Annotated in this window: 13 protein-coding genes; 5 read left to right on the top strand and 8 right to left on the bottom strand. The window is 50.1% G+C overall.

The genetic code is table 11. The features are described 5' to 3' along the window. Positions 1-11 precede the first annotated feature (11 nt). From sbcC to addB, 4 genes are all read right to left on the bottom strand, one after another. Positions 12-3404 carry an exonuclease subunit SbcC gene (gene sbcC, locus BR62_RS0113135; RefSeq protein ID WP_032871146.1) on the bottom strand — a complete coding sequence of 1131 codons (3393 nt, stop codon included), beginning with the start codon at positions 3402-3404 and terminating at the stop codon, positions 12-14. Next, positions 3401-4573, bottom strand: coding sequence for an exonuclease subunit SbcD (sbcD, locus tag BR62_RS0113130; RefSeq protein WP_032871144.1), 1173 nt, complete (start codon positions 4571-4573; stop codon positions 3401-3403). The genes sbcC and sbcD overlap by 4 nt, the downstream gene beginning before the upstream one ends. Positions 4574-4637: 64 nt before the next feature. After that, positions 4638-8342, bottom strand: a complete 3705-nt coding sequence (gene addA / locus BR62_RS0113125) for a helicase-exonuclease AddAB subunit AddA (protein ID WP_020955607.1) — start codon at positions 8340-8342, stop codon at positions 4638-4640. Further along, complete coding sequence (gene addB, locus BR62_RS0113120; RefSeq protein ID WP_032871142.1) at positions 8329-11829, bottom strand: helicase-exonuclease AddAB subunit AddB; 3501 nt, start codon at positions 11827-11829, stop codon at positions 8329-8331. Before addB ends, addA begins: the two co-directional genes overlap by 14 nt. A 140-nt stretch (positions 11830-11969) precedes the next feature. Here addB and BR62_RS0113115 point away from each other — a divergent pair, with 140 nt between their 5' ends. The 5 genes from BR62_RS0113115 (at position 11970) to BR62_RS0113095 (ending at position 16669) form a co-directional block, all read left to right on the top strand. Beyond that, entirely contained in the window at positions 11970-12683 is a 714-nt protein-coding gene (locus BR62_RS0113115; RefSeq protein WP_020955605.1) for a DUF421 domain-containing protein, read from the top strand. A gap of 68 nt (positions 12684-12751) precedes the next feature. Next, complete coding sequence (locus BR62_RS0113110; protein WP_025284528.1) at positions 12752-13261, top strand: ferritin-like domain-containing protein; 510 nt, start codon at positions 12752-12754, stop codon at positions 13259-13261. 250 nt (positions 13262-13511) lie between these two features. Further along, positions 13512-14132 (top strand): TetR/AcrR family transcriptional regulator, encoded by a 621-nt coding sequence (locus BR62_RS0113105; protein ID WP_012117247.1) that lies wholly within the window; start codon positions 13512-13514, stop codon positions 14130-14132. A 15-nt stretch (positions 14133-14147) separates the two neighbouring features. Next, positions 14148-15344 carry an MFS transporter gene (locus BR62_RS0113100; RefSeq protein ID WP_007409175.1) on the top strand — a complete coding sequence of 399 codons (1197 nt, stop codon included), beginning with the start codon at positions 14148-14150 and terminating at the stop codon, positions 15342-15344. Between the two features lie 167 nt (positions 15345-15511). Continuing rightward, on the top strand, positions 15512-16669 hold the full coding sequence (locus tag BR62_RS0113095; protein WP_032871136.1) for an AbrB family transcriptional regulator: 1158 nt from the start codon (positions 15512-15514) through the stop codon (positions 16667-16669). Between the two features lie 36 nt (positions 16670-16705). Here BR62_RS0113095 and BR62_RS0113090 read toward each other — a convergent pair whose 3' ends face one another. From BR62_RS0113090 to BR62_RS0113075, 4 genes are all read right to left on the bottom strand, one after another. Then, positions 16706-17227 carry a MarR family transcriptional regulator gene (locus tag BR62_RS0113090; protein WP_012117244.1) on the bottom strand — a complete coding sequence of 174 codons (522 nt, stop codon included), beginning with the start codon at positions 17225-17227 and terminating at the stop codon, positions 16706-16708. Between the two features lie 88 nt (positions 17228-17315). Then, the gene (locus tag BR62_RS0113085; RefSeq protein WP_032871134.1) at positions 17316-18794 is read right to left on the bottom strand and encodes a monooxygenase; all 1479 of its coding nucleotides are present in this window, start codon (positions 18792-18794) and stop codon (positions 17316-17318) included. A 146-nt stretch (positions 18795-18940) separates the two neighbouring features. After that, on the bottom strand, positions 18941-19456 hold the full coding sequence (lepB, locus tag BR62_RS0113080) for a signal peptidase I (protein WP_003155158.1): 516 nt from the start codon (positions 19454-19456) through the stop codon (positions 18941-18943). Beyond that, positions 19453-20079 carry a TVP38/TMEM64 family protein gene (locus BR62_RS0113075; RefSeq protein ID WP_007409179.1) on the bottom strand — a complete coding sequence of 209 codons (627 nt, stop codon included), beginning with the start codon at positions 20077-20079 and terminating at the stop codon, positions 19453-19455. The genes lepB and BR62_RS0113075 overlap by 4 nt, the downstream gene beginning before the upstream one ends. Positions 20080-20168: the final 89 nt, after the last annotated feature.

The following is a 20168-nucleotide window of genomic DNA, read 5'->3' as shown; positions in this document are numbered from 1 at the left end:
CCTTCTCCTTTCTACATGATCTCCAAGGTGACCCGGGTGCCTTTCCCGCCCGGTTCGGACGGATGAACGATTAATTTTTTCGGCAGACGCGCTCTCAGCTCCTGCACATGGCTGATCACTCCGACGGATAAGTTGTCCGATTGCAGCTTTTCGAGCGCTGTGACAACGGTGTCTAAGAGCCCTTGGTCAAGAGTCCCAAATCCTTCATCTAAGAAAAAGAATTGCAGCGGGTATTGCCCCCGCAGCTGAATCTGGGCGGACAAGGCAAGCGCAAGCGACAGCGATGTCAGAAACGTCTCTCCGCCGGAAAGGCTTGATACGGGCCGTTTGACGCCTCCGTTCGCGTCATCACGCATGACGAAACCGCCTTCTGAATCGACTAATATGGCATACCGCTGCCTTGTCAAAGCTCCGAGACGGGCAGAGGCGTCTCGAGCCACGCTTTCCAGCTGTTCTTCCGCTAAAAATTCGACGAATGTATTGCCTTTACATACAGACTGGAGCTTATCAAGCCTGTCAATCTGTGTCTGCCAGCTTTTCAGTTCGGCTTCAATCTCTTTAAAGCGCTTATGCTGTTTTTGCATAACCGCGAAGGCTTTTGCCTGTGCTCCTTTTTCCTCCATGGCGGCGCCTGACTCAGCCTCTGCCTGCTTCAGCAGAGAAACGGATGCTGTCCATTCTTCCTCCGATATCCGGCGCTCGGCTAATTTATCAGTAACACGGCTGATATTTGCCGATAGCTGTTTTGAGGTGTCCAAGAACTCATCTATTTCTTTTTTCATTTCCTCTGCACGCCCTTGCGGAAGCAGACTTTTTTTGACTTGGTCCGGGTCGGCAAACCCGGTGTCTTTTGACCTCACGCGCCAGTCGTTTTGCGCTTTCTCAAGGGAGGTCTCAGCATCCCTGAGTGACATGAGACTCCCGGATTCCCGGCCTTTTGCGTCATTCAGTGATTGCTGTGCCTGCTTCAGCGCGTCGAATAGGGACTGTTCTTTGGATTTTAACAGCTGTAATTCCTGCCGCACCGCTTCAAGCTTTGCGGAAATTGATGTTTCTTCGGCTGCTGTTCCGAGCTCTTGTTCATATCCGTCAATCACCTGCTGCAGGCGCTCAGACGCATAGTGAAGCTCGAGCCGTTCCCGTTCAAGCCGATGCTTCATCTCCTGCAGGCGTTCTTTCTCCTCTTCATGTTCCTTGAGGAATGCGATGCTTGTTTCAATGCGCTTCTCACATTCTTCTGCCTGCCTGTCCTTCTCATCTATCGAAGCCTGCCAGGCGTCAATCCGGTTTGGCGGAATATCACCGCAGACTTCATTGTACTGATTCAATCGGCTTTCTGACAGCGATTCAAGCTCTTCTAATGAATGTCTGAGACGGTCGGCTTCTTTTTCCTCGTAGCGGATTCGTTCGGCAAGCTGCTCAGCTTGTTTCACCGTCTGCTGATGCGCGCTGATCAGTCTTGTGACCTTCTCTTTTACCGACAGCATATCCTGTTTCATTTGTTTCCATTCCAAGCGGACGGCGCTGAACGCTTCATCAAGCGGGCGTCCGCTGATGGAGGAAGCGGCTTCCAGCTCCGGAACCCGGACGCTTTGCAGAAACGGACATTCTTCGGTAAAACGCCCCGACTGTTCTTCTAATGCAACCTTGGCTGTCAGCACTTCCTGAGAAAGAGCCGCCGCCTCAGAAAGCAGCGCTTCAACCTGCTGCAGCTGTTCCTGTACAGCCGTATCAGGCGAGAATGTTTCATGAGCGGAACGCGGGCGGTCATGCTGCGTCGAGCCGCATACAGGACAAGGCTTTCCTTCGATTAGTTTTTCCGATAATTCTTTTGTTAATGCAGCCGTTCTCGCTTCCTCTGAGCGCCTGCGGAGATCGGCTTGCGTTTTGTCAGCCCGTTCGGCTGCGGCTTTCAGTGAACGTTCCGTTTCACAGACCATATGGTAAACGGTTTGAAGCGTTTGATAAGCGTGCGTAATGTCTTCCTCTTCCGTTTTCGCTTTCGCTGTGAGCGACTCGCTTTCTCCGTTCAGCTTCTCCACGTTTTTCAGCTGCGTTGTCAGATTGGCCCGCTCTTTCGTGATTTGTTCCTGTGTCTGCTGAAAGCCTGCCGCCAGCTGTGCTGCAGTCTGGCATTTTTTCCGTTCATCGGCGGTCACTTGAACTGCTTTCAGCTCTTCTTTCAGCTCATTCTGCCTGTTTTGGCCGCGGGTCAGGCGGTCTTTCACTCCGGCCAGCTGTTTCGAGGCGGCTTCGTATTCTTCCTCTTTTTTGCTGTGTTCCGCATTTGTTTTTTCAGCTTCTTTTTTCGCTTCAAGCAGTTTTTGTTCAATGGCTGAAAGTCTTTGATACAGCTCTTCTTCCTTGACAAGCTTCGGCTCCTGTTCGGCCTTATGGGCCCGCCATGCTTCATAGGCTTCATTTTGCCGGGTAAATGAAACGGTTTCCGCCTCTGATTTCCGTTTGGCCAGTTCGTGTTCCTGTTCGGCGCGCTGCTTCCGGCGGACGGCTTCTGTGTAACGGTCTGCGTACGGCTCAAGGGCGAGAGCTGTTTCCGCCTCTTTAAGACGCTCAGTCAAATCCGTGATGTACGGGCGTCTTTCCTCAAGCTTTTTCTCCCGGCGCTCATATTCATCTCTTTCTGTCTGCAGGTTCCAAATTTCCTGGTGATTCTCAAAGCGCTCTTTTGCCCGGACCCGTTTCTTCTCAGCTTCTTCAAGCCGTTCGTTCGCTTCGTGAAACTGCTGTTCAGCCTGCTTCAGCGCATCTTCTCCTGCGTCTCCGAGGCCGGATTGTTCGGCCAGCATTTCATTTTTTTTCGCAGCCGCTTCCTGCGCCCGCCGCCGCAATTTTTTGACAAGCCTGTCCCCGTACTGTTCCAGATTAAACAGGCGCTGGAGCATATGTCTTCTTTCCGCGCCTTTAAGCGACAGAAACTCGGCAAACTTTCCTTGCGGCAGCACGACGGCTCTTGTAAAGTCGTCAATGGTCAGGCCAAGAAGCTCCTCTACCTTTTTGTTCACTTCATTCGCTTTATCGGCCAGCACCGTTTGTTCGTCTTTGATTTCAATCAGGCGGCAGAGGGCGGTTTTTACTTTCGTTTCATCCGTTCTCTTAAAAACGCGCTCGACCTTGTAGGAAACCCGGTGGCCGGATTGAAGCGCGAATGTAAATGAGACGGCGAGCTGCTCTTCGGCATGATTCAGGATGCCGTGCGTATTATTTGCGGCGCGCTCCACTTTTCCGTATAAAGCGAGTGTCATGGCATCAAGGATCGACGATTTTCCGCTTCCGGTCGGCCCGAAAATCCCGAACACCCCGGCTCCTGACAGTCCGGCAAAATCAATGGTCTGTTCCTCCCTGAAGCTGTGGAGCCCTTTTATCGTTAACAGAATCGGCTTCATGTCGCATCCTCCTCATCATCTGCTGACGCAAGCTCTAAAAACAGCTTGACCATCTCCTCATCCGGCACGCCGCCGCCCGTTTGTTTTTCATAAAACTTCTTAAATCGATCCTCAATTGATGTGTGTTTCACTTCAATCCGGTCATTGTCGGTCTCTTTTTCTTCAAAAACCGGCCTGATATGGATAAAGCCGGGATGCGCCTTTCTCAGCCGATGAATTTCCTCGAGAGAAAGCTGATCCGTCAAATGGATATCAAGATCGATCCAGGCATTCCGGTCACGCCCTTCATCGAGCCAGCCGTGAACCTCGCTCAGCCCCTGCGCTTTCCATTTGACGAGCGGTTTACCGGAAGACAGGAAAATCTCTTCCCACTTCGCTTCTCCGCCGGGCTTCGCTTCTACCACCGTCACCGATTTGGCATAACCGGCTTCTGAAAAGCTGTATGCCAGCGGAGAGCCTGAATAACGGGCAGCCGTCTTGGCGCGCTTGATCGTTTGCGGACGGTGGAGATGGCCGAGAGCCACGTAAGCCGCATCAGCCGGCAGGCTGTCAGCGGCAACTGTGTAAGCGCCCCCGACTTCAATCGGACGCTCTGAATCGGTCTGATTTCCCCCCGCGACATAAATGTGGCTCGCCGCGATTTTCACGGCATCGTTCCGGCACAGTCCGCACATGTGAGCAAACGCCTCTCTGATTTTCACATCGTAATGATCGCGAAGAAGCTTTTCCTCAAACGTATCAGAAAGCACTTCGTTTAATCTCGCCTCTGACGGATATGCCAGCGCGGCTACGGCTAACAGCTCGTCCGCCGACGGTACCTCAATATGGACGGGTTCTGTCCGCGGATAGCCGATTAAATGAATGCCGCGCTCATTTGTTAACGGAGAAGCCGCCGCCAGCCTGTCGGGATTGTCATGGTTTCCGGCAATGACGACAACCGGGCGCTTTCCGCCGTCAGAAAGCGCGGAAAGACTTTCGTAATACAATTGTTCAGCGAGCGCAGGCGGGTTGACCGTATCAAATACATCCCCCGCCATAATGACCGCATCAATATTTTCTTCCTTGACAATGGTATTCAGCTCTTCCAATACCTCGGCCTGCTCGCTCAGCCGGCTTCTGCCTTCCAGCGTTTTGCCGAGGTGCCAGTCAGCTGTATGTAAAATGCGCATACCGCATTCACCTCACTTTTTGATAGAAAAAAAGATCCGCTCCAAAAAGGAGCTTCGGATCTTGTTACAGTGTAAGAACGTGACCTCCATCGAAGAAATAGAGCGCACGCCCTTTCACTTTCGTTTTTGTAATTTGTTCAACCGCTTTTGTATACAATTCGATTTGTGTTTCATACCTTTTTTGCAGAATCGGAGCCGCGCCTTCAAATCCGTTCCGGAATTTCCCCTCTATCCGATCAGTTTTATAGTCCAGCAAATAGAGACCGTCCGCAGTTTCATAGAGGCAGTCAATAATCCCCTGCACGAGCAGCGGTTCACCGGCCGTTTCGGCATCCTTGTACACCTCGCCGGCCGGAAGCGCCATACTGAACGGCACTTCCCGGTCAATCCGCAGCGCCCCGAGAAGGTCTTTCCCGATTTCAGTTCCGAAAAACTGGACAATTTCTTCTATATCAATAGCTTCCTGCTGTTCTTCTGTCAGCAGCTCTTTTTCGTAAAGCATCCGGACCGTCCGCTCCGCTTCTTCGGCAGTCGGAACGTGCGTCAGCGGTATGTGCTGCATCACCGTATGCATCGCCGTCCCTTTTTCGGCGGCTGTCAGCCCTTTTTTCATCATAAAACCGGGACGCCTGTATAAAAGCGTGTCTCCTGACGGTTTGATGAGAGAGCGGCCGCTGTATTCATCCTCGTATTCTTGCTTTCTCTTCAGCTCAGAAACTGACTGCTTCGTTCTGATAGCCGTCAGCTCTCGGTACGGATATTCCCATTCAAGCAGACGGCGCGCCTGATCATCAAATGAAAACGAATCAGGAATCGGCTCGCCCTGCTGAATCGCTTTGAGACGTTTGCTCTTTTCTTCAGCACGTTCTTTTGGATTCTCTTCCAGCAATTCACTTTGCTGCAGCATCCGGATATGAAAACGCGACGGGTCGCGCGCGATATCCTCAGATGAGGAAAGTCCCGGCGTCCTGTGCGCCTCCATGTCACGGTGGCGGATGAGCGCCGGCCCGATAAAGTCCAAATAAGATGACGCCTGATAGCGGTCGAATTCAGAAAGAAGCCAATCGGCCCGGTCTGCTTGCGCCTGCCATTTGGCCAGCTGTTTTTCCCGGTTTTTGCAGGAACCGACGAGAAACAGCTTTTCCTTCGCTCTGGTCAGCGCCACATACAATACGCGCAATTCTTCGGATAAGAGCTCTCTGCGCATCTTTTTCTTCATCGCCACAAGCGGAAGAGTCGGATAGCTGATTCTGAGTTCCGGATGAATATACTTCGTGCCGAAACCGAGCTCTTTATCAAGCAGGTATGATTTGTTGAGATCCATCATATTAAAACTTCTGCCGAGTCCGGCGGTGAAAACGACGGGAAATTCAAGTCCTTTGCTGCTGTGGATCGTCATCAGCCGAACGACATCCTCCTGCTCGCTGAGCGCCCGGGCCGTCCCCAGATCATCGCCGCGCTCCTGCATCCGTTCAATGAACCGCAAAAAGCGGAATAACCCGCGGAACGCCGTCGCTTCGTACGAGCGCGCCCGGTCATACAAGACGCGCAGATTGGCCTGGCGCTGCTTTCCGCCGGGCATGCCGCCTGCATAGTCAAAATATCCGGTATCGCGGTATACTTCCCAAATCAGCTCAGACACCGAATGATTCGTCGAAAATGACCGCCACTTTTGCAGACTGTCATAAAAAGTTCTCAGTTTTTGATACAGTTCATCATGTCTGTCAGCGTTCGCTATATATGCTTTCAGCGCTTCATAAAACGGCGCTTTTTTCTTTTCAAGGCGTATCAGCGCAAGTTCATTTTCGTCACAGCCGACGATGGGCGAGCGCAGCACGGAAGCAAGCGGAATATCCTGATACGGATTATCAATCACCTTCAAGACTGAAAGCGCCGCAGCCACCTCCACGGCTTCAAAGTAACCCGACGTCAAATTGGCGTACACCGGAATGCCCTGGTTTTTCAGCTCTTCCATTAATTGCGGCGCCCACGGCATGGAGCGCAGCAAAATTACGATATCCCGGTACTGGATATTCCGGTGTGTTTTTGTTTTGCCGTCATATACCTTAAACGGAGATGAGACAAGCTTTCGGATCTCCCCGGCTATCGCTTTCGCTTCCCAGTGCACAGTTTCAAAGTCTTCGGCATCCTCGGAGCTGTCTGCGCCATCAGCGCTGTCAATGAGCAGCAGTTCCGTTTTTGCCGCGTCATTCGGCGGATACGATGCGCCGAGCTTCAATGCCGCCTGTTCATCGTAGTCCACTTCGCCGATTTTTCCGCCCATCAGCTGCTTAAACAAGAAATTCGTACTGTCCAAAATATCGGAGCGGCTGCGGAAATTTTGGTTCAGGTCAATTTTCTGCCCCGCGCCTTCCCCGCTTTCTGTAAACCTTTTATATTTCCCGAGAAACAGCAGCGGCTCAGCAAGTCTGAAACGGTAGATCGATTGTTTGACGTCGCCTACCATAAACAGATTTCCCGCCTCTTCATTCCCGCTTTTAACAAGCTGCAGGATAGACTCTTGCACAAGATTCGTATCTTGATATTCATCAACCAGAACTTCATGGAACTGGTCTTGATAATAAACGGCCGCTTCGCTCGGCACCCGCCGGCCTTCTTCATCAACCGCAGTTAAAATCGCCAGGCAGTAATGTTCCAAATCTGAGAAATCAATAATTGATTTTTCTTGTTTCGCCGCTTCAAATCGTTTTCCGTACGATATCACGAGCTGAACGAGCGTTTCGATGACAGGCTTCATATCTGCTAAACTCTTTAAGTGATCTTGCGGACTTCTTGTAAAATAATCGGTCTTTACCTTTTCGATCAGTTTCTTCGCGCCGTTTCGCAAATCGGTCGCTTCGTCCAAAAGCGCTTTGTCAAATTCATCACCCTTTACCGCCTTCGCCCGCTTAAAGGAGACTGCGGGAACCCGTTCATACAGCGCATCGAAGTCATGCCGGCAGCTGATCAGCTCTTCTATCTGCTGAAGGTCATCCAGAAAATTATCAGCGCGCGGGGCCGGCCCGCCGGGCGCTTTTGTCAGTTCAAGCGCCTTCTCAAGCTTTTGTTTTGCCCCGAAGAGCGCCATTTCAGCATCTTCTTTCACATACTGGTAAAACGGAAGCTCTTCCATTTTGCTTTCTTCCGTCACGTCATACAGGCGGACAAAGCTTTGCAGCCATACTTCCGGGTCAGGATGCGACCGGGAATACTCGTACACCCGTTTGACAAGGTCTTGAAGATCCAGATCATGCCTGTCTGTCGTATATCTGTCCGCAAGCTCAAAAAACGCCTGATTCCCTTTTGCGTATTCATCTTCAAACAGCTCATCAAGCACTTCGTCTCCGAGCAATTCGCCTTCCGTCTGGTCAGCCATCCGAAAACCGGGGTCAAGATCAATCATATAATAATATTTTTTAAGCACTTGCAGACAGAAAGAGTGAAGCGTCGAAATGCTCGCCCGATTCAAGAGAGAGAGCTGCCGTCTGATATGCAGAGATCCCGGATTTTTGGCGAGCTCTTTTTCTAATGCTTCCGCGATCCGATGCTTCATCTCCGCTGCTGAGGCGTTTGTAAAGGTCACCACAAGGAGCCTGTCAACATCAACCGGATCTTCTTCCGCGGTTATCTTTCTGATCATCCGTTCCACGAGCACGGCCGTTTTACCTGATCCGGCTGCGGCAGCGACCAGAATATCGCGGCCGGAAGAAACGATGGCGCTCCATTGGTCATCCGTCCATATGCTGTCTTTCGGTTTAGGAATTTGCATCATCATCCGCCTCCTTCTTCAGCCAATCCAGTATGGTGCCGTCTTTTTCCGCTTTCAGGCTGCGGTATTCATTTTCCTTAAGCGACTCATCAAACTGGCACACCGATTGAAACGCACAGTACGTACAAGGCGTCTTATCTTTCAGCTTATACGGGGTAATGGACACAAGCCCGTCCGTTATCGCTTCGCCCGCCTGTTCAAATGTCCGCCGCACATGGTCTGTCAGCAGATGAAAATCCCGTTCGCTGACCGCGGCTGAGTCGGATCTTAAAGAACCGTCCTTTTTCAAACCGGCATTGACGATATTTGAACGCCCTTCCTCCAAAGTCGTGTCCATCAGGCTGATCGCCTCCCGGTCACCGAGGAGAAGGCCTTTCATTTTAAATTTCTTAAAAATTTCCTGCTCGATTTCATCAAGCCCCATCGGCAGACTGGCCTGAATCATCGGATCATGAATATGGAAATACAAAACGCCTGCCGGGGTCGCTTTCATACCGAGCCAATCTTCGGAATGTGTAATCGATAAGTCAAGATATGTGAGCATTTGCAGAGCGAGCCCGTAATACACCTCAGCCAGATCAAGCCCCCTGTCGCTTGATTTATAATCAACGATTCTCAGCAGCAGGCCTTTTGAACTTTCCGCTTTATCCACGCGGTCGATCCGTCCGACGAGTTCCATCGTACAGCCGTTTTTCAGCGTGAAAGTGAGCGGAGGCAGCGGCCCGCTTCCGCCGAAACCGAGTTCAAGACCGACCGGGACGAAACCGCTCGCCTTCGCATGCTCGCTTAATATGCCTGAAACACGCGTGACGATCTTCTGCAGTTTTTCCTTCACATAAAAGTGTCTGTTTGAGCTGAGCAGAATCTCTTTTTGCAGCTTTGGCGCAAGCCGTTCCACCGCTTCATAGGAGAAATTCCGGCACTGATCTTTCGTCAGATCGCGCCATTCCAGCTTCTGCTCACGAAGCCGGTCTGAAATCAGCTTCAGGCTGGAGTGAAACAGCTGGCCGATATCAGGCGCGTCCAGCTTGAAAAACTGCCGCTCTTTTAATTGAAGCCCGTGAGATGCAAAATGAGAAAACTGGCAGGCATTAAACGCCTCCATCCGGGAGACGCTTCCTTTAATATGCTCGCCGTAAAGCTGGCGCGAAACAGACCGTTCAAGACGCTTCGCCTCATTGCGGAAAAACAGGCTTGAAAACAGCTTTTTCGCACGCTGGTGATCAGGCTCTTTCATCAGCACATTGTATGCGCTCCACCATACGTCACTGATCTCGTACTCTCTTGTCCACAGCCTGAGCTGGCTTGCCGTATATGTCTGAGCCACCTGTTTATTGACGAGATACTGAAGCTGCTCTTCTTCGCTTACCTGCTCGGGATCAGCCGCTGACAGCTTTTCCTGATGATCGGGAAACAGCTCGCCAAGCCTGTTTACAACGATTGACGGCAGGAGCGTTTTTCCTTCCGCATCGGCAATCGGGTATGATACATAAAGACGGTCAGACGGACTCGACAGCGCCATATAGATGAGAAAATGCTCATCAAGCAGCCGCTCACGCCCCGCGGAAGACAGCTCCACTCCGACCGCTTTCAGCCACTCCCGGTCATCATCAGACAGCACGCCGTTTTCATCCGGGCGCGCCGGAAGAACGCCGTCATTGGCCCCGGTGACGAATGTGCAGGACGTGCCGTACATTCTTGAGAGATCCATATTCCCTACAAATACTTGGTCAAGCGCAGGCGGAATTAAAGAAAAATGAAGCGATTCCGTTCCCGTTTCAAGCATTTGCTGGAACAGCGCCAAAGATATTTCATCTTCACCCATCATGCCGGTAAACTCCTCGAGAAGCTGGATAACGGCATCCCACGCCTGGCCGTGCTGCTGCGCTTCGATCATGTTTCCGGCCTCTTCGGCCCGCTGCCTTTTCCGGTCCAGCTTCAGGGGAACATCGGTATCTTCCAAAAAGAGATAAAGAGCCTCCGCCATGCTTTGAACCGTTTTCGCTTTTTTCATCCGGTTTTGAAGCCGGACAAGGGGCGCGGCCATCCACTCTTTCGTCTCATTCAGCATGTTCTCCATCTCTATTTCCTGATCTGTCTGCGCGAAATCCTCATCGAGCGATACGAAGCGCCTGTATACAAACCGCTCGCCGCTCGTCCAGCGCTCCCCTTTAATGCCGTAGGCGATACAGTAATTTTCAAGCTGATCAACCTGCTCCCTTATTTTCTGCTCCGGCTGATCAAGCGGGAATAACAGTTCGGTTTTCGCACAGCGGAACACCGCTTCATATCTCCAGTTCCCCTTCACGACATCCAGGCTTGAACGGATGAATTCAATAAGCGGGTGATGCTGCATAGAAGCTTTTCCGTCAATAAAATAAGGAAGCCCGTAATCGGCAAACACTTCCTTCAGCAAATCTTTATAATCTTCCGGCTGACGGATGAGAATCGCCATATCTTTGTACCGGTATCCTCCATCCCGGACAAGTGATTGAATTTCCCGGGCAATACCTTCAAGCTCAGCTCTTCTGTTTTGCGCCTGCATGACGGTAAAAGCTTCCTGTCCGCCGGTATACGCCGCGGCGGGACGCACATCGTACTGCGACTCTATACAGGCAAGCTCCGGCGCATACTGATGCCGCTTCGTGCCATGCAGTTCCTTGCAGGAAATATCGGCATTCAATTCCTTTGCCGTCTGATAAAGCTTATAGTATGTGCTTCCCGTCATTCTGAACAGATCGAGCTCATCCGGTGCCTGTTCCGCCGAAGGGCTGTCCGCCGTCAGCGAGAATGTGACATGTTCAGCATGCATGATCAGCTGCTCCAGCACCCTTAATTCCTGCGGCGTAAATTGATAGAATCCGTCGACGTAAACACGGGCGCCTTTTACAACGTCCGCCAAAGGAATCTGCTGAGCGAGCAGCGTCAAATAATCCTCTGAATGCAAATAGTGTCCGGCGAGGCTTCTTTCCATCTGCTGATATAAAATGCCTAAATCATGAAGTTTTTCAGACAGCATCCGCTCTCCGCGATATTCTGACGCCGTTCCGCTTTCCGCCATGCGGCGGACGTCTTCAGGCTCAATACAGTACCGCTTAAACTCTGTCAGCATCCGTTCCACCTGCTCAGTGAACCCGGTTTTGTCACTCGCTTTTTGATACACTTTAAACTCGTGCTTATATTCTTCAATCAGTTTCCTTAAAAGCATCTGCACACCCGTCGTCGTCACAAACGGGCGGTTCATGCCCCCGGTATGCTGAAGCACGCGCCACGCCAAACGCGAAAAACTGAACACTTGAGCGCGTATCATGCCGCCGATATCCGGCGTTTTAGCAAGCTCATATTCCATTAAAAACGTCATTTGATCCGGGACTAGAAAAATGATCGGTTTCCCGAACGGCTCCCGGCGCAGTTCATCTTGAATGCTGTCGATAATCAGCCTCGTTTTCCCACTCCCCGATCTGCCTACTAAAAACTCAACACCCAAATTAGAAGACCCCTCTCTTTTTATCTTTCTACATTTTATCGAAAGTTGACGAAAATGACCAATCTCATCTGCTGGTAAAAACGGGATGACTGTTTTAAAAAGTATCGCTTTTGACCAAAATAAAGAAAAAAGGAATAATGATGATGTCAGAATATCCCGAAGTAATTGTACGGACGGCTCTGTCGTTCAGCATTCTGTTTATCGGCGCCCGGATACTCGGTAAACAAACCATTTCACAGATGACGCTTTTTGATTTCATTGCGGCCATCTCGCTCGGCGCCATCACGGCAAATCTGTCGTTTAATACAAAGCTGCCGATTCATTATAATGTCATTGCCTACATTATTTTCGTGGCAATCATTTACCTTGTCGCATATCTTTCTATGAAAAACAGGGCCCTTAGGGGTTTCTTTGCAGGCAAACCGACCATTATCATTCAAAACGGTAAAATACTTGAGCATAATATGAAAACAATGCGCTATACCATTGACTACTTGAACCAGCAGCTGCGTGTAAATGACGTATTTGACATTTCTCAGGTTCAGACTGCCATCATTGAAACAAACGGCAGCATGTCAGTGGAGGTCAAACCGGAATTTGCGCCCGTTACAAGAAAGGATCTCGGCATCTTTGCCGGACATGAAAAGAACTTTGCCGTTGAGCTGATTATGGACGGCCGGCTGGTGATGAAGAATCTGGAAGAAAACCACGTATCGGAAAAATGGCTGAGAGAAGAATTGGACAAGAGAAACCTCAAACCGGAAGACGTCGTATACGCTGTGCGCGGAAGCAACGGCCGGCTTTTTGTCGACACATACGACGACCATATTACATCGCCGCTAGATCAAGAATAAAAATGACATCCGCACATGTCACGGGCTGCCGCCGTATAATACCCTATAAACATCCGGGGGTGAGTCCAATGCACGAGAATTTTTTTCATTATACAGCTATCTGCAGTGACGATTCTGTGCTTATCAAGGATCTGGTAAAATCCATAAACGGTGAATACAGCGCTGTGATTTGCTACTCAATATTAGCCGAAAAAGCGCCGACCGCAGAAATCAGAAGACGAATCGAACATATCAGAGAGGAAGAAGTGCGCCACCTGCACGCTTTCTCTTCACTGTATACGTCAATTACCGGAAAACAGTTGATGCCGAAACAGACGGAGCATTGTCCGCACACATACAGAGAAGGACTGAGGGCGGCGTTTTATGATGAGCAGAAAACGAATGATTTTTATTTGCAGGCATCCGATAGAGCGGTGCATCCGGAAGCGAAGCGGTTATTTGCCCGCACGGCATTTGACGAACAGCGTCATGCCGTCTGGTTTTTATACGATATGGCCCACTCTCCTTCCCACCATACAGGGGGAACGGTATCAAACGCGCCGAACACAAGCTACACCGAGGTGAATACCGGCAAATAACGGTTCAGGCAGATCACGCTCCCCCGCCGGGAGTCTTCAGACCGCTGACAAACCCCGTTCTTTCAACATGAGAGAATGGGGTTTACTTTTCGAGCCGTTTTATACTCCCTCTAAACAATGGATACCTTCTTCATTGTATAATCAGCAAAAACCCTTTATAATAAAATAAACCAACTGGTCGGTTTTAAACGAACCGAGCCCCGCTTTGCCGGGACAACGATATGAATGAGGCGGAAAGGATCTGTGTGAAGTGACAAATACAAAAGGCGGTGCCGGAAAGAGCGAAAAGACGAAGAACAGGCTCGTATCCGCTTCGCGTGACTTATTTGCAAAAAAAGGATATTCAGAAACATCGATTCGGGATATTTTAGAGGCGGCCGAAATCAGTAAAGGCAATCTATATCACCATTTTAAAGGAAAAGAGTTTCTGTTTCTTCATATCATGGAAGAGGATCACCGCGTGATGATCGAGACGTGGAGGGAAATGGAAGCTGATCTGAAAGATGCTGCCGAAAAACTGGCGGGCTTTGCGGAGCTGCTCAGCCGGATGAGCATCAATTACCCGCTTATGAGAGCAAGTGAAGAGTTTTATGCGAGTGCGTTTACGTCAGAGGAGGTCGTAAAGCGGCTCAACAAAATTGATATTGAATATGACGATGTGATGAGAGAGATCTTAGAAGAGGGGAATCAAGACGGCAGCTGGTCCATTCATCATGTCGAATCAAAAGTGAAAATCCTGCTATCCGTCTTCTACGGTTTAGATGTGTTATATAAAAACGATACCATTCAGCAAAGAATCGAATTGCAAAAAGAAGCCATCTCCGTGTTTATTCACGGGTCGATCAGCGCTGATAAACAGAATGACAGCTGACAAAGGAGAAACAACATGCAAAAACCGATCAGAGAACAAAAGGCGGTACTCATCATCTTATTAAGCAATATATTTATTGCGTTTTTAGGCATCGGATTGATCATTCCCGTTATGCCGCTGTTTATGAATGTGATGCACTTGACGGGCAGCACAATGGGATACCTTGTCGCTGCCTTCGCCGTTGCGCAATTAATTGCATCGCCCATTGCGGGGAGATGGGTTGACCGCTTCGGCAGAAAAATCATGATTCTCGCCGGACTGTTTTTGTTCGCATTATCCGAACTGACCTTCGGATTGGGCACACATGTCTCCATTTTATATTTCGCAAGGGTGCTGGGGGGCATCAGTGCCGCTTTTATCATGCCCGCTGTTACAGCGTATGTCGCAGATATTACGACGGTGCAGGAAAGATCGAAGGCGATGGGCTATGTATCTGCCGCCATCAGCACAGGGTTTATCATCGGGCCCGGCATAGGAGGATTTATTGCCGATCACGGCGTTCGTATGCCGTTTTTCTTTGCGGCGGGAATTGCATTTATCGCAGTGATTTCCTCTGTCTTTATGCTGAAAGAGCCGTTAACTAAAGAAGAACGCGCAAAGCAGCTGGAAAGCGTCAAAGAATCAACCTTCTTAAAAGATTTGAAAAAGTCGATTCATCCAAACTACTTGATCGCCTTTATCATCGTTTTTGTTTTGGCATTCGGACTGTCGGCGTACGAAACGGTATTCAGCTTATTTACAAACCATAAATTCGGCTTCACGCCAAAGGATATCGCCATTATTATTACGTTCAGCTCCATTGTGGCGGTCCTCATTCAAGTACTCGCGTTCGGAAGACTTGTCAACTTCCTCGGGGAGAAAAAAGTCATTCAGCTTTGTCTGATCATCGGCGCTGTGCTGGCTTTCGTTTCTACGGTGATGTCAGGATTTTTGCCCGTGCTCGCTGTCACCTGCATCATTTTCCTTGCGTTTGATTTACTGCGCCCGGCACTGACTACTTATTTATCGAAAATCGCAGGAAATCAGCAGGGGTTTGTTGCCGGTATGAACTCAACATACACGAGTTTGGGCACCATTTTCGGCCCGGCTCTGGGCGGTATTTTATTTGATATGAATATTCACTTCCCGTTTCTGTTCGCAGGTGTGGTTTTATTTCTCGGTCTGGGATTGACCTTTGTGTGGAAAGGAAAAGCGGGCGAGGTTTCGGAGTAGGGTGCACTCACCCATCTCCGGAGCTTTTTTTGCGTTTGCGATAAGAAAAATGAATGGATTATGAGAAATAATTTATTATTTATTTATCTCAAAATCTATACTATAGTAATAGTAAGGTTAACGAGCTTAACAATTTAATATGAATGTTTCAGGAAGAAGGGTTTTCATTGAAGAAAGACAAACATCTCCTTACGGATATCTGGTTTATTCTCATCAGTGCGGCAGGGGGGTTTCTTCTTTCGCTTACAGGGATGTCGATCGCCTGGATGCTCGGAACGCTGGCCGCCGGCTGCATCCTCTCCATGACGAGGCCCCGCTGGCTGTTCATGGCGCCTGACAGAAGAGGGATTCACCGCAGATGGCTTGCCGCGGGACAAATGATCCTCGGCATCGAACTCGGCCAGAAACTGAACCTGTCCGTTCTGTCGGTTTTACGGGAGCATTGGCTTCCGGTAGGCTTCATGCTGATTTTCTCTATCGTGATGGCGCTTGTTTCCGGATATGTGCTCTTTCGGTTCAGCCGGACGGACATGATGACAAGCTTTGTAGGCACGGCGCCGGGCGGTTTATCCGCCATGCCCGGTATCGCCCAGGAAGTCGGCGCAAACACCGCGATTGTAAGCCTTATTCAGCTGACGCGCGTCCTTTTGGTCGTCATGACAATACCGTTTCTCGTCATTTTCTTATTTACCAAACAAAACGGTGCGGCTCAGTCATCAGCCGGAGCCGTTTCGGCAGGCGCTTCACATCCGGGCCTTATTCCCGTCTTGTTAACGGCCGGATTTATTTTGGCTGCCTGGCTTGCAAGCAAAGGCGCAAAACGGCTGAAATTTCCCGCCCCTTGGCTGCTCGGCAGCATGATCGGCGTTGCTGCTGCGGAAATCGGCGGGTCCGCCTTGGCGGGCAAAGACATGCTGGCCTGGTGGCCGCCGGAAGCGAACCAGCTGTCACAAATTTTTCTCGGCGCCACAATCGGATCAAAAATGTACAAAAGCATGTTCACCGGTGTGACGAGAGTGCTGACCGTCGGATTTATTTCTTCCGTCGGATTAATCGCCGCCATGATTCTGAGCGCCGTTGCGGTTTCTAAATTAACGGGCATCTCCATGATTACATCTGTTCTCGCCTTTTCTCCCGGCGGGATCGCCGAGATGGCGGCGACTTCGATCACCCTGCACGAAGACTCGACTTTCGTCGTCGCGGTTCAGGTCATCCGGATCGTTCTCGTCATCGCCATGCTTCCGCCCTTCTATCGGCTGCTGCACCACCTTTCTCAGCTGAAACGGGCACACGGCGAGAGAGGCCGGGCAGAAAGAGGAACATGATCCGAATAAAAAAACACGCATCCATATGCGTGTTTTTTATTTGAACAGCTCTCCGCCGCCATTTACAGACCGCCAGTTTGCTGAAAGATCACGGAACAGCCGTTCAGCAAATAACAGTTCTTCATCTGTATAGCGGTCTAAAAACGCCAAGAGCCGCTTTTTTATCAATTCATGATATTCATGATGAAGGGAATGCAGCTCTTTCCCGGCAGGAGTCAGCCGGAAATAGACTTCTTTTTTATTGTCGCTCAGCCGGGTCCTGCGCAGAAAGCCGGCTTCCAAAAACTTCGCGCAGCTTCTCGACACGGTCGGCTTTGTCGTCTTCATTTTTTCCGCTATTGACGTGACATTGATCGGTTCATGATCTCCGATACACGACAAAATGTGAATTTCCGTCAAGGTCAGCTGTAATTTTTTTCCGTTTTCTTCACGGAGTTCGTCCATCCGTCCGGCCAACGACGCCCTGATGTCCTCCTGACACCTCTCCTGCTCGTGAAAAATATCTGTCAGCCCTTCAAGAATCATGTGTTTTGCATGGTCTGGCTGTCTTCTGTCCAACTGCTGAATCACCCTTCCGTATTGATTGTTTCTTTTACTATAACGTTTTGTTACACAAGAAACAATCACACAGGCGCATAAAAGGGTATCAGATGAATCCCCATCTCTCCAAACCGGCCAGAACAGCTTCTTCCGCTTCATGTCCCGAGCCGCCGGCTGCCCATGCCGTGTGGCCGTCCGGCCGGATTAAAACGGTGTGGACGTCATCCCAATCGGCACGTGTTTCAGCAAGCTCCGCCCTGACAGCTGCCACGCTGTCCGTATCAATACCGGCGGGAATGCTCCCTCTTAATGATAAAAGCACAAAGGCGCCCTTATGAAGAAAATCATACAGCCGGGCCAGCCGCCCGTCATGAAGGATCAATTCGATATCCGGCAGGCGTTTTCCGTTCAGGATATGCGGCGGCAGCTCCGCATCCGGTTCATAATGCAGATCAAGCGCGGATACTTTTCCCGCCAATAAACGGTTGGACTCCTGAAAATCCAGCAAAGCGGTCATCGTTTCTCTTAATGCCATCCCCGACTCGGTAAAATCCATGAGCTTTATCTGGGTTTTTATATTGTGCAATACTTCTTTTCCTGTGCTGTGCCTTTCCTGATGATAGCTGTCCAGAAGATGAGGCGCCGCTTTCCCCTTCATTTGCGCCGCCAGCTTCCAGCCGAGGTTGAAGGCATCCTGAAGCCCCGTGTTCAGCCCTTGGCCGCCTGCGGGAAAATGAATGTGCGCCGCATCACCGGCCACAAAAACCCGGCCTGATCGGTATTGTTCGGCCTGACGCTCGGCATTGCCGAACCGCGACATCCATACCGGATCACTCAATCCGAAATCAGTGCCGCATATCCGCCGCAGGTCTTCTTTCAGCTCATTTTCGGTGACCGGCTCTTCCTTCCGCTTTTGCGGAGCGTGCGGAGAAACGATGAGAACGCGGAAAAGTCCGTCCGTAAGAGGGACAATCACAACCGATCCCTCCAGGCGGCACGTTGAAAAAAAGGAAGATTCGGGCGGATGTTTCAAAGCGGCATCACAGAGCGTTCCTGTTAAGTCGGCATCAGTGCCCGAAAAAGCGATGCCCGCCTGTTTCCTGACAATGCTCCCCGCTCCGTCTGTACCCGCGGCATATAAGCTGTGAAGAGTGCGGATACCGCTTTCGTCCCGGAACACCGTCTCCACTCCGTCATCCGTCTGGGTGACAGCCATCGCTTCCGCCCCGCGGATGATGTCTGCGCCGAGACTTGATGCATACTCCTCCAAAATCCGCTCCGTTTCTGCCTGAGGCAGCATTAACGAATAATTCTGCTTCGTATCCAGCCGAGAAAAATCCAGCCGTGTATCCAGCATGGAAAAATGGCCGGAAGACACCTTCGTCCCTTTTTCCAAAAAGCGTTCCAATATGCCTCTCATGGCAAAAAGCTCAAGTGTTCGCGGATGCATAATAAGCGCTTTGGAATATGGCACCGTCTTCTTCAATCGTTCAATAACAGTCGTTTTCACTCCGGCCAGCGCCAGTTCTGATGCAAGCATAAGCCCGACCGGACCTCCCCCGATAATGGCAGCCTGTGTTTTCATCTCATCAGCCCTCTTTCATATTTTTTGTTACACGGGTAACAAAATCACCAAAAAATAAAACGCCTCCTTTTTGTTTCTCGCGTAACAATTTTCATTATAGTCTTCCCTCTGCTTTTTTACAATCATTTCCGAAAAAAAGACGCCGTTTACTTGGCGTCTGATTCACTGATGACTCCGACAATGTCTTTATCCTTAATCGGACCGAAATGACGGCTGTCGAGGCTGTATATGCGGTTGTCGCCAATAACAAAGTATTGTCCCTTCGGTATGCTTTTGCGCCCGGTCGTTTCCTTCAGCGTATAATCACCGGTCACATGGCTCCCGGCGGACAATGATGACTTTAACGGTTTTAAAAACGGTTCCGCCACCCGTTTTCCATTCACATACAGCTGATCCTCCCTGTATGCGATTGACTCGCCGGGGAGCCCGATGACACGTTTGATCAGCACTTTGCGGTGCGGGCCTTTAAACAGGACAATATCGAAACGGCGGATCGTTTTGTAACGATGGGAAAACTTGTTGACCATCAGCTCATTTCCTTGTTTAAAGGTCGGATTCATGCTGATTCCTTCGACTTTATAATCAATAAAAATGGCATTCTTTAATTGTATGGCCAAAACAACGATAAGCACGCCGGCTATAAACCAAAATCGTTTTTTCAAGATTCCTGTCTCCCTCCGTCTTTCTCATGCTGACTGATTCTCATCTGTAAACGCCGTTCGATATGCTTTCCGACATACCACAGCACCGCGATCACCATTATGGCGCCCGCCATCCTGAAAGGCTGTGTCATGAGTGCGTGAAGATCATACCCGATAAAGCTGATCATAAAGATCATGACCATTTTCCCCATAGCGGCTGCTGATATAAACTGCAGCGCCCCCACCCGTGACAGGCCGGCAACGATATGAACCGCAGCGGACGGCGTAAAGGGGAAGCAAAGTAAAATAAACAGCGGACCGAAACCGTGCCGCTCAACCCAGAGCATCATCCGCCTTATGGTCTGATGCCTGCGGATGAAACCGAAAGCTCTTTTCTGTCCGAAACGGCGGACGGCATAAAACATCAGCATCGATCCTGCCGCAGACCCGAGCCATGACAGAAAAAAACCTTCCCACAAACCAAATGCATTCGTATTCGCCACCACAAATACAACGAGCGGCAAAAACGGAAGAAACGCTTCAATAAAAGGCAGTGCAGCCGCAGCCGCCGGGCCGAAAGCTCTATAGCTTTGGAACCATTCCGTCAGCTGTTCCTCAGTCAAATATGATAAAAATTGCTCCAACGTTTATACTCCTTAACGAGTTTGTCTATCCTTATTCTACACATTATCTCCAAAAAACGAAAATGTTTACGAGATTTTCCGACTTGAAA

It is taken from the genome of Bacillus sp. UNC69MF (genome assembly GCF_000746035.1).
Classification (GTDB): domain Bacteria; phylum Bacillota; class Bacilli; order Bacillales; family Bacillaceae; genus Bacillus; species Bacillus velezensis.
Note: the sequence above shows the minus strand (reverse complement) of the source record. Positions and strands in the feature narration are given on the sequence as shown.

Coding starts and splice junctions, on each gene's coding strand:
- addA (WP_020955607.1), bottom strand. CDS start 8,342: ATGCAAATTCCTAAACCGAAAGACAGCATATGGACGGATGACCAATGG.
- sbcC (WP_032871146.1), bottom strand. CDS start 3,404: ATGAAGCCGATTCTGTTAACGATAAAAGGGCTCCACAGCTTCAGGGAG.
- BR62_RS0113115 (WP_020955605.1), top strand. CDS start 11,970: ATGATGTCAGAATATCCCGAAGTAATTGTACGGACGGCTCTGTCGTTC.
- BR62_RS0113100 (WP_007409175.1), top strand. CDS start 14,148: ATGCAAAAACCGATCAGAGAACAAAAGGCGGTACTCATCATCTTATTA.
- BR62_RS0113110 (WP_025284528.1), top strand. CDS start 12,752: ATGCACGAGAATTTTTTTCATTATACAGCTATCTGCAGTGACGATTCT.
- sbcD (WP_032871144.1), bottom strand. CDS start 4,573: ATGCGCATTTTACATACAGCTGACTGGCACCTCGGCAAAACGCTGGAA.
- BR62_RS0113085 (WP_032871134.1), bottom strand. CDS start 18,794: ATGAAAACACAGGCTGCCATTATCGGGGGAGGTCCGGTCGGGCTTATG.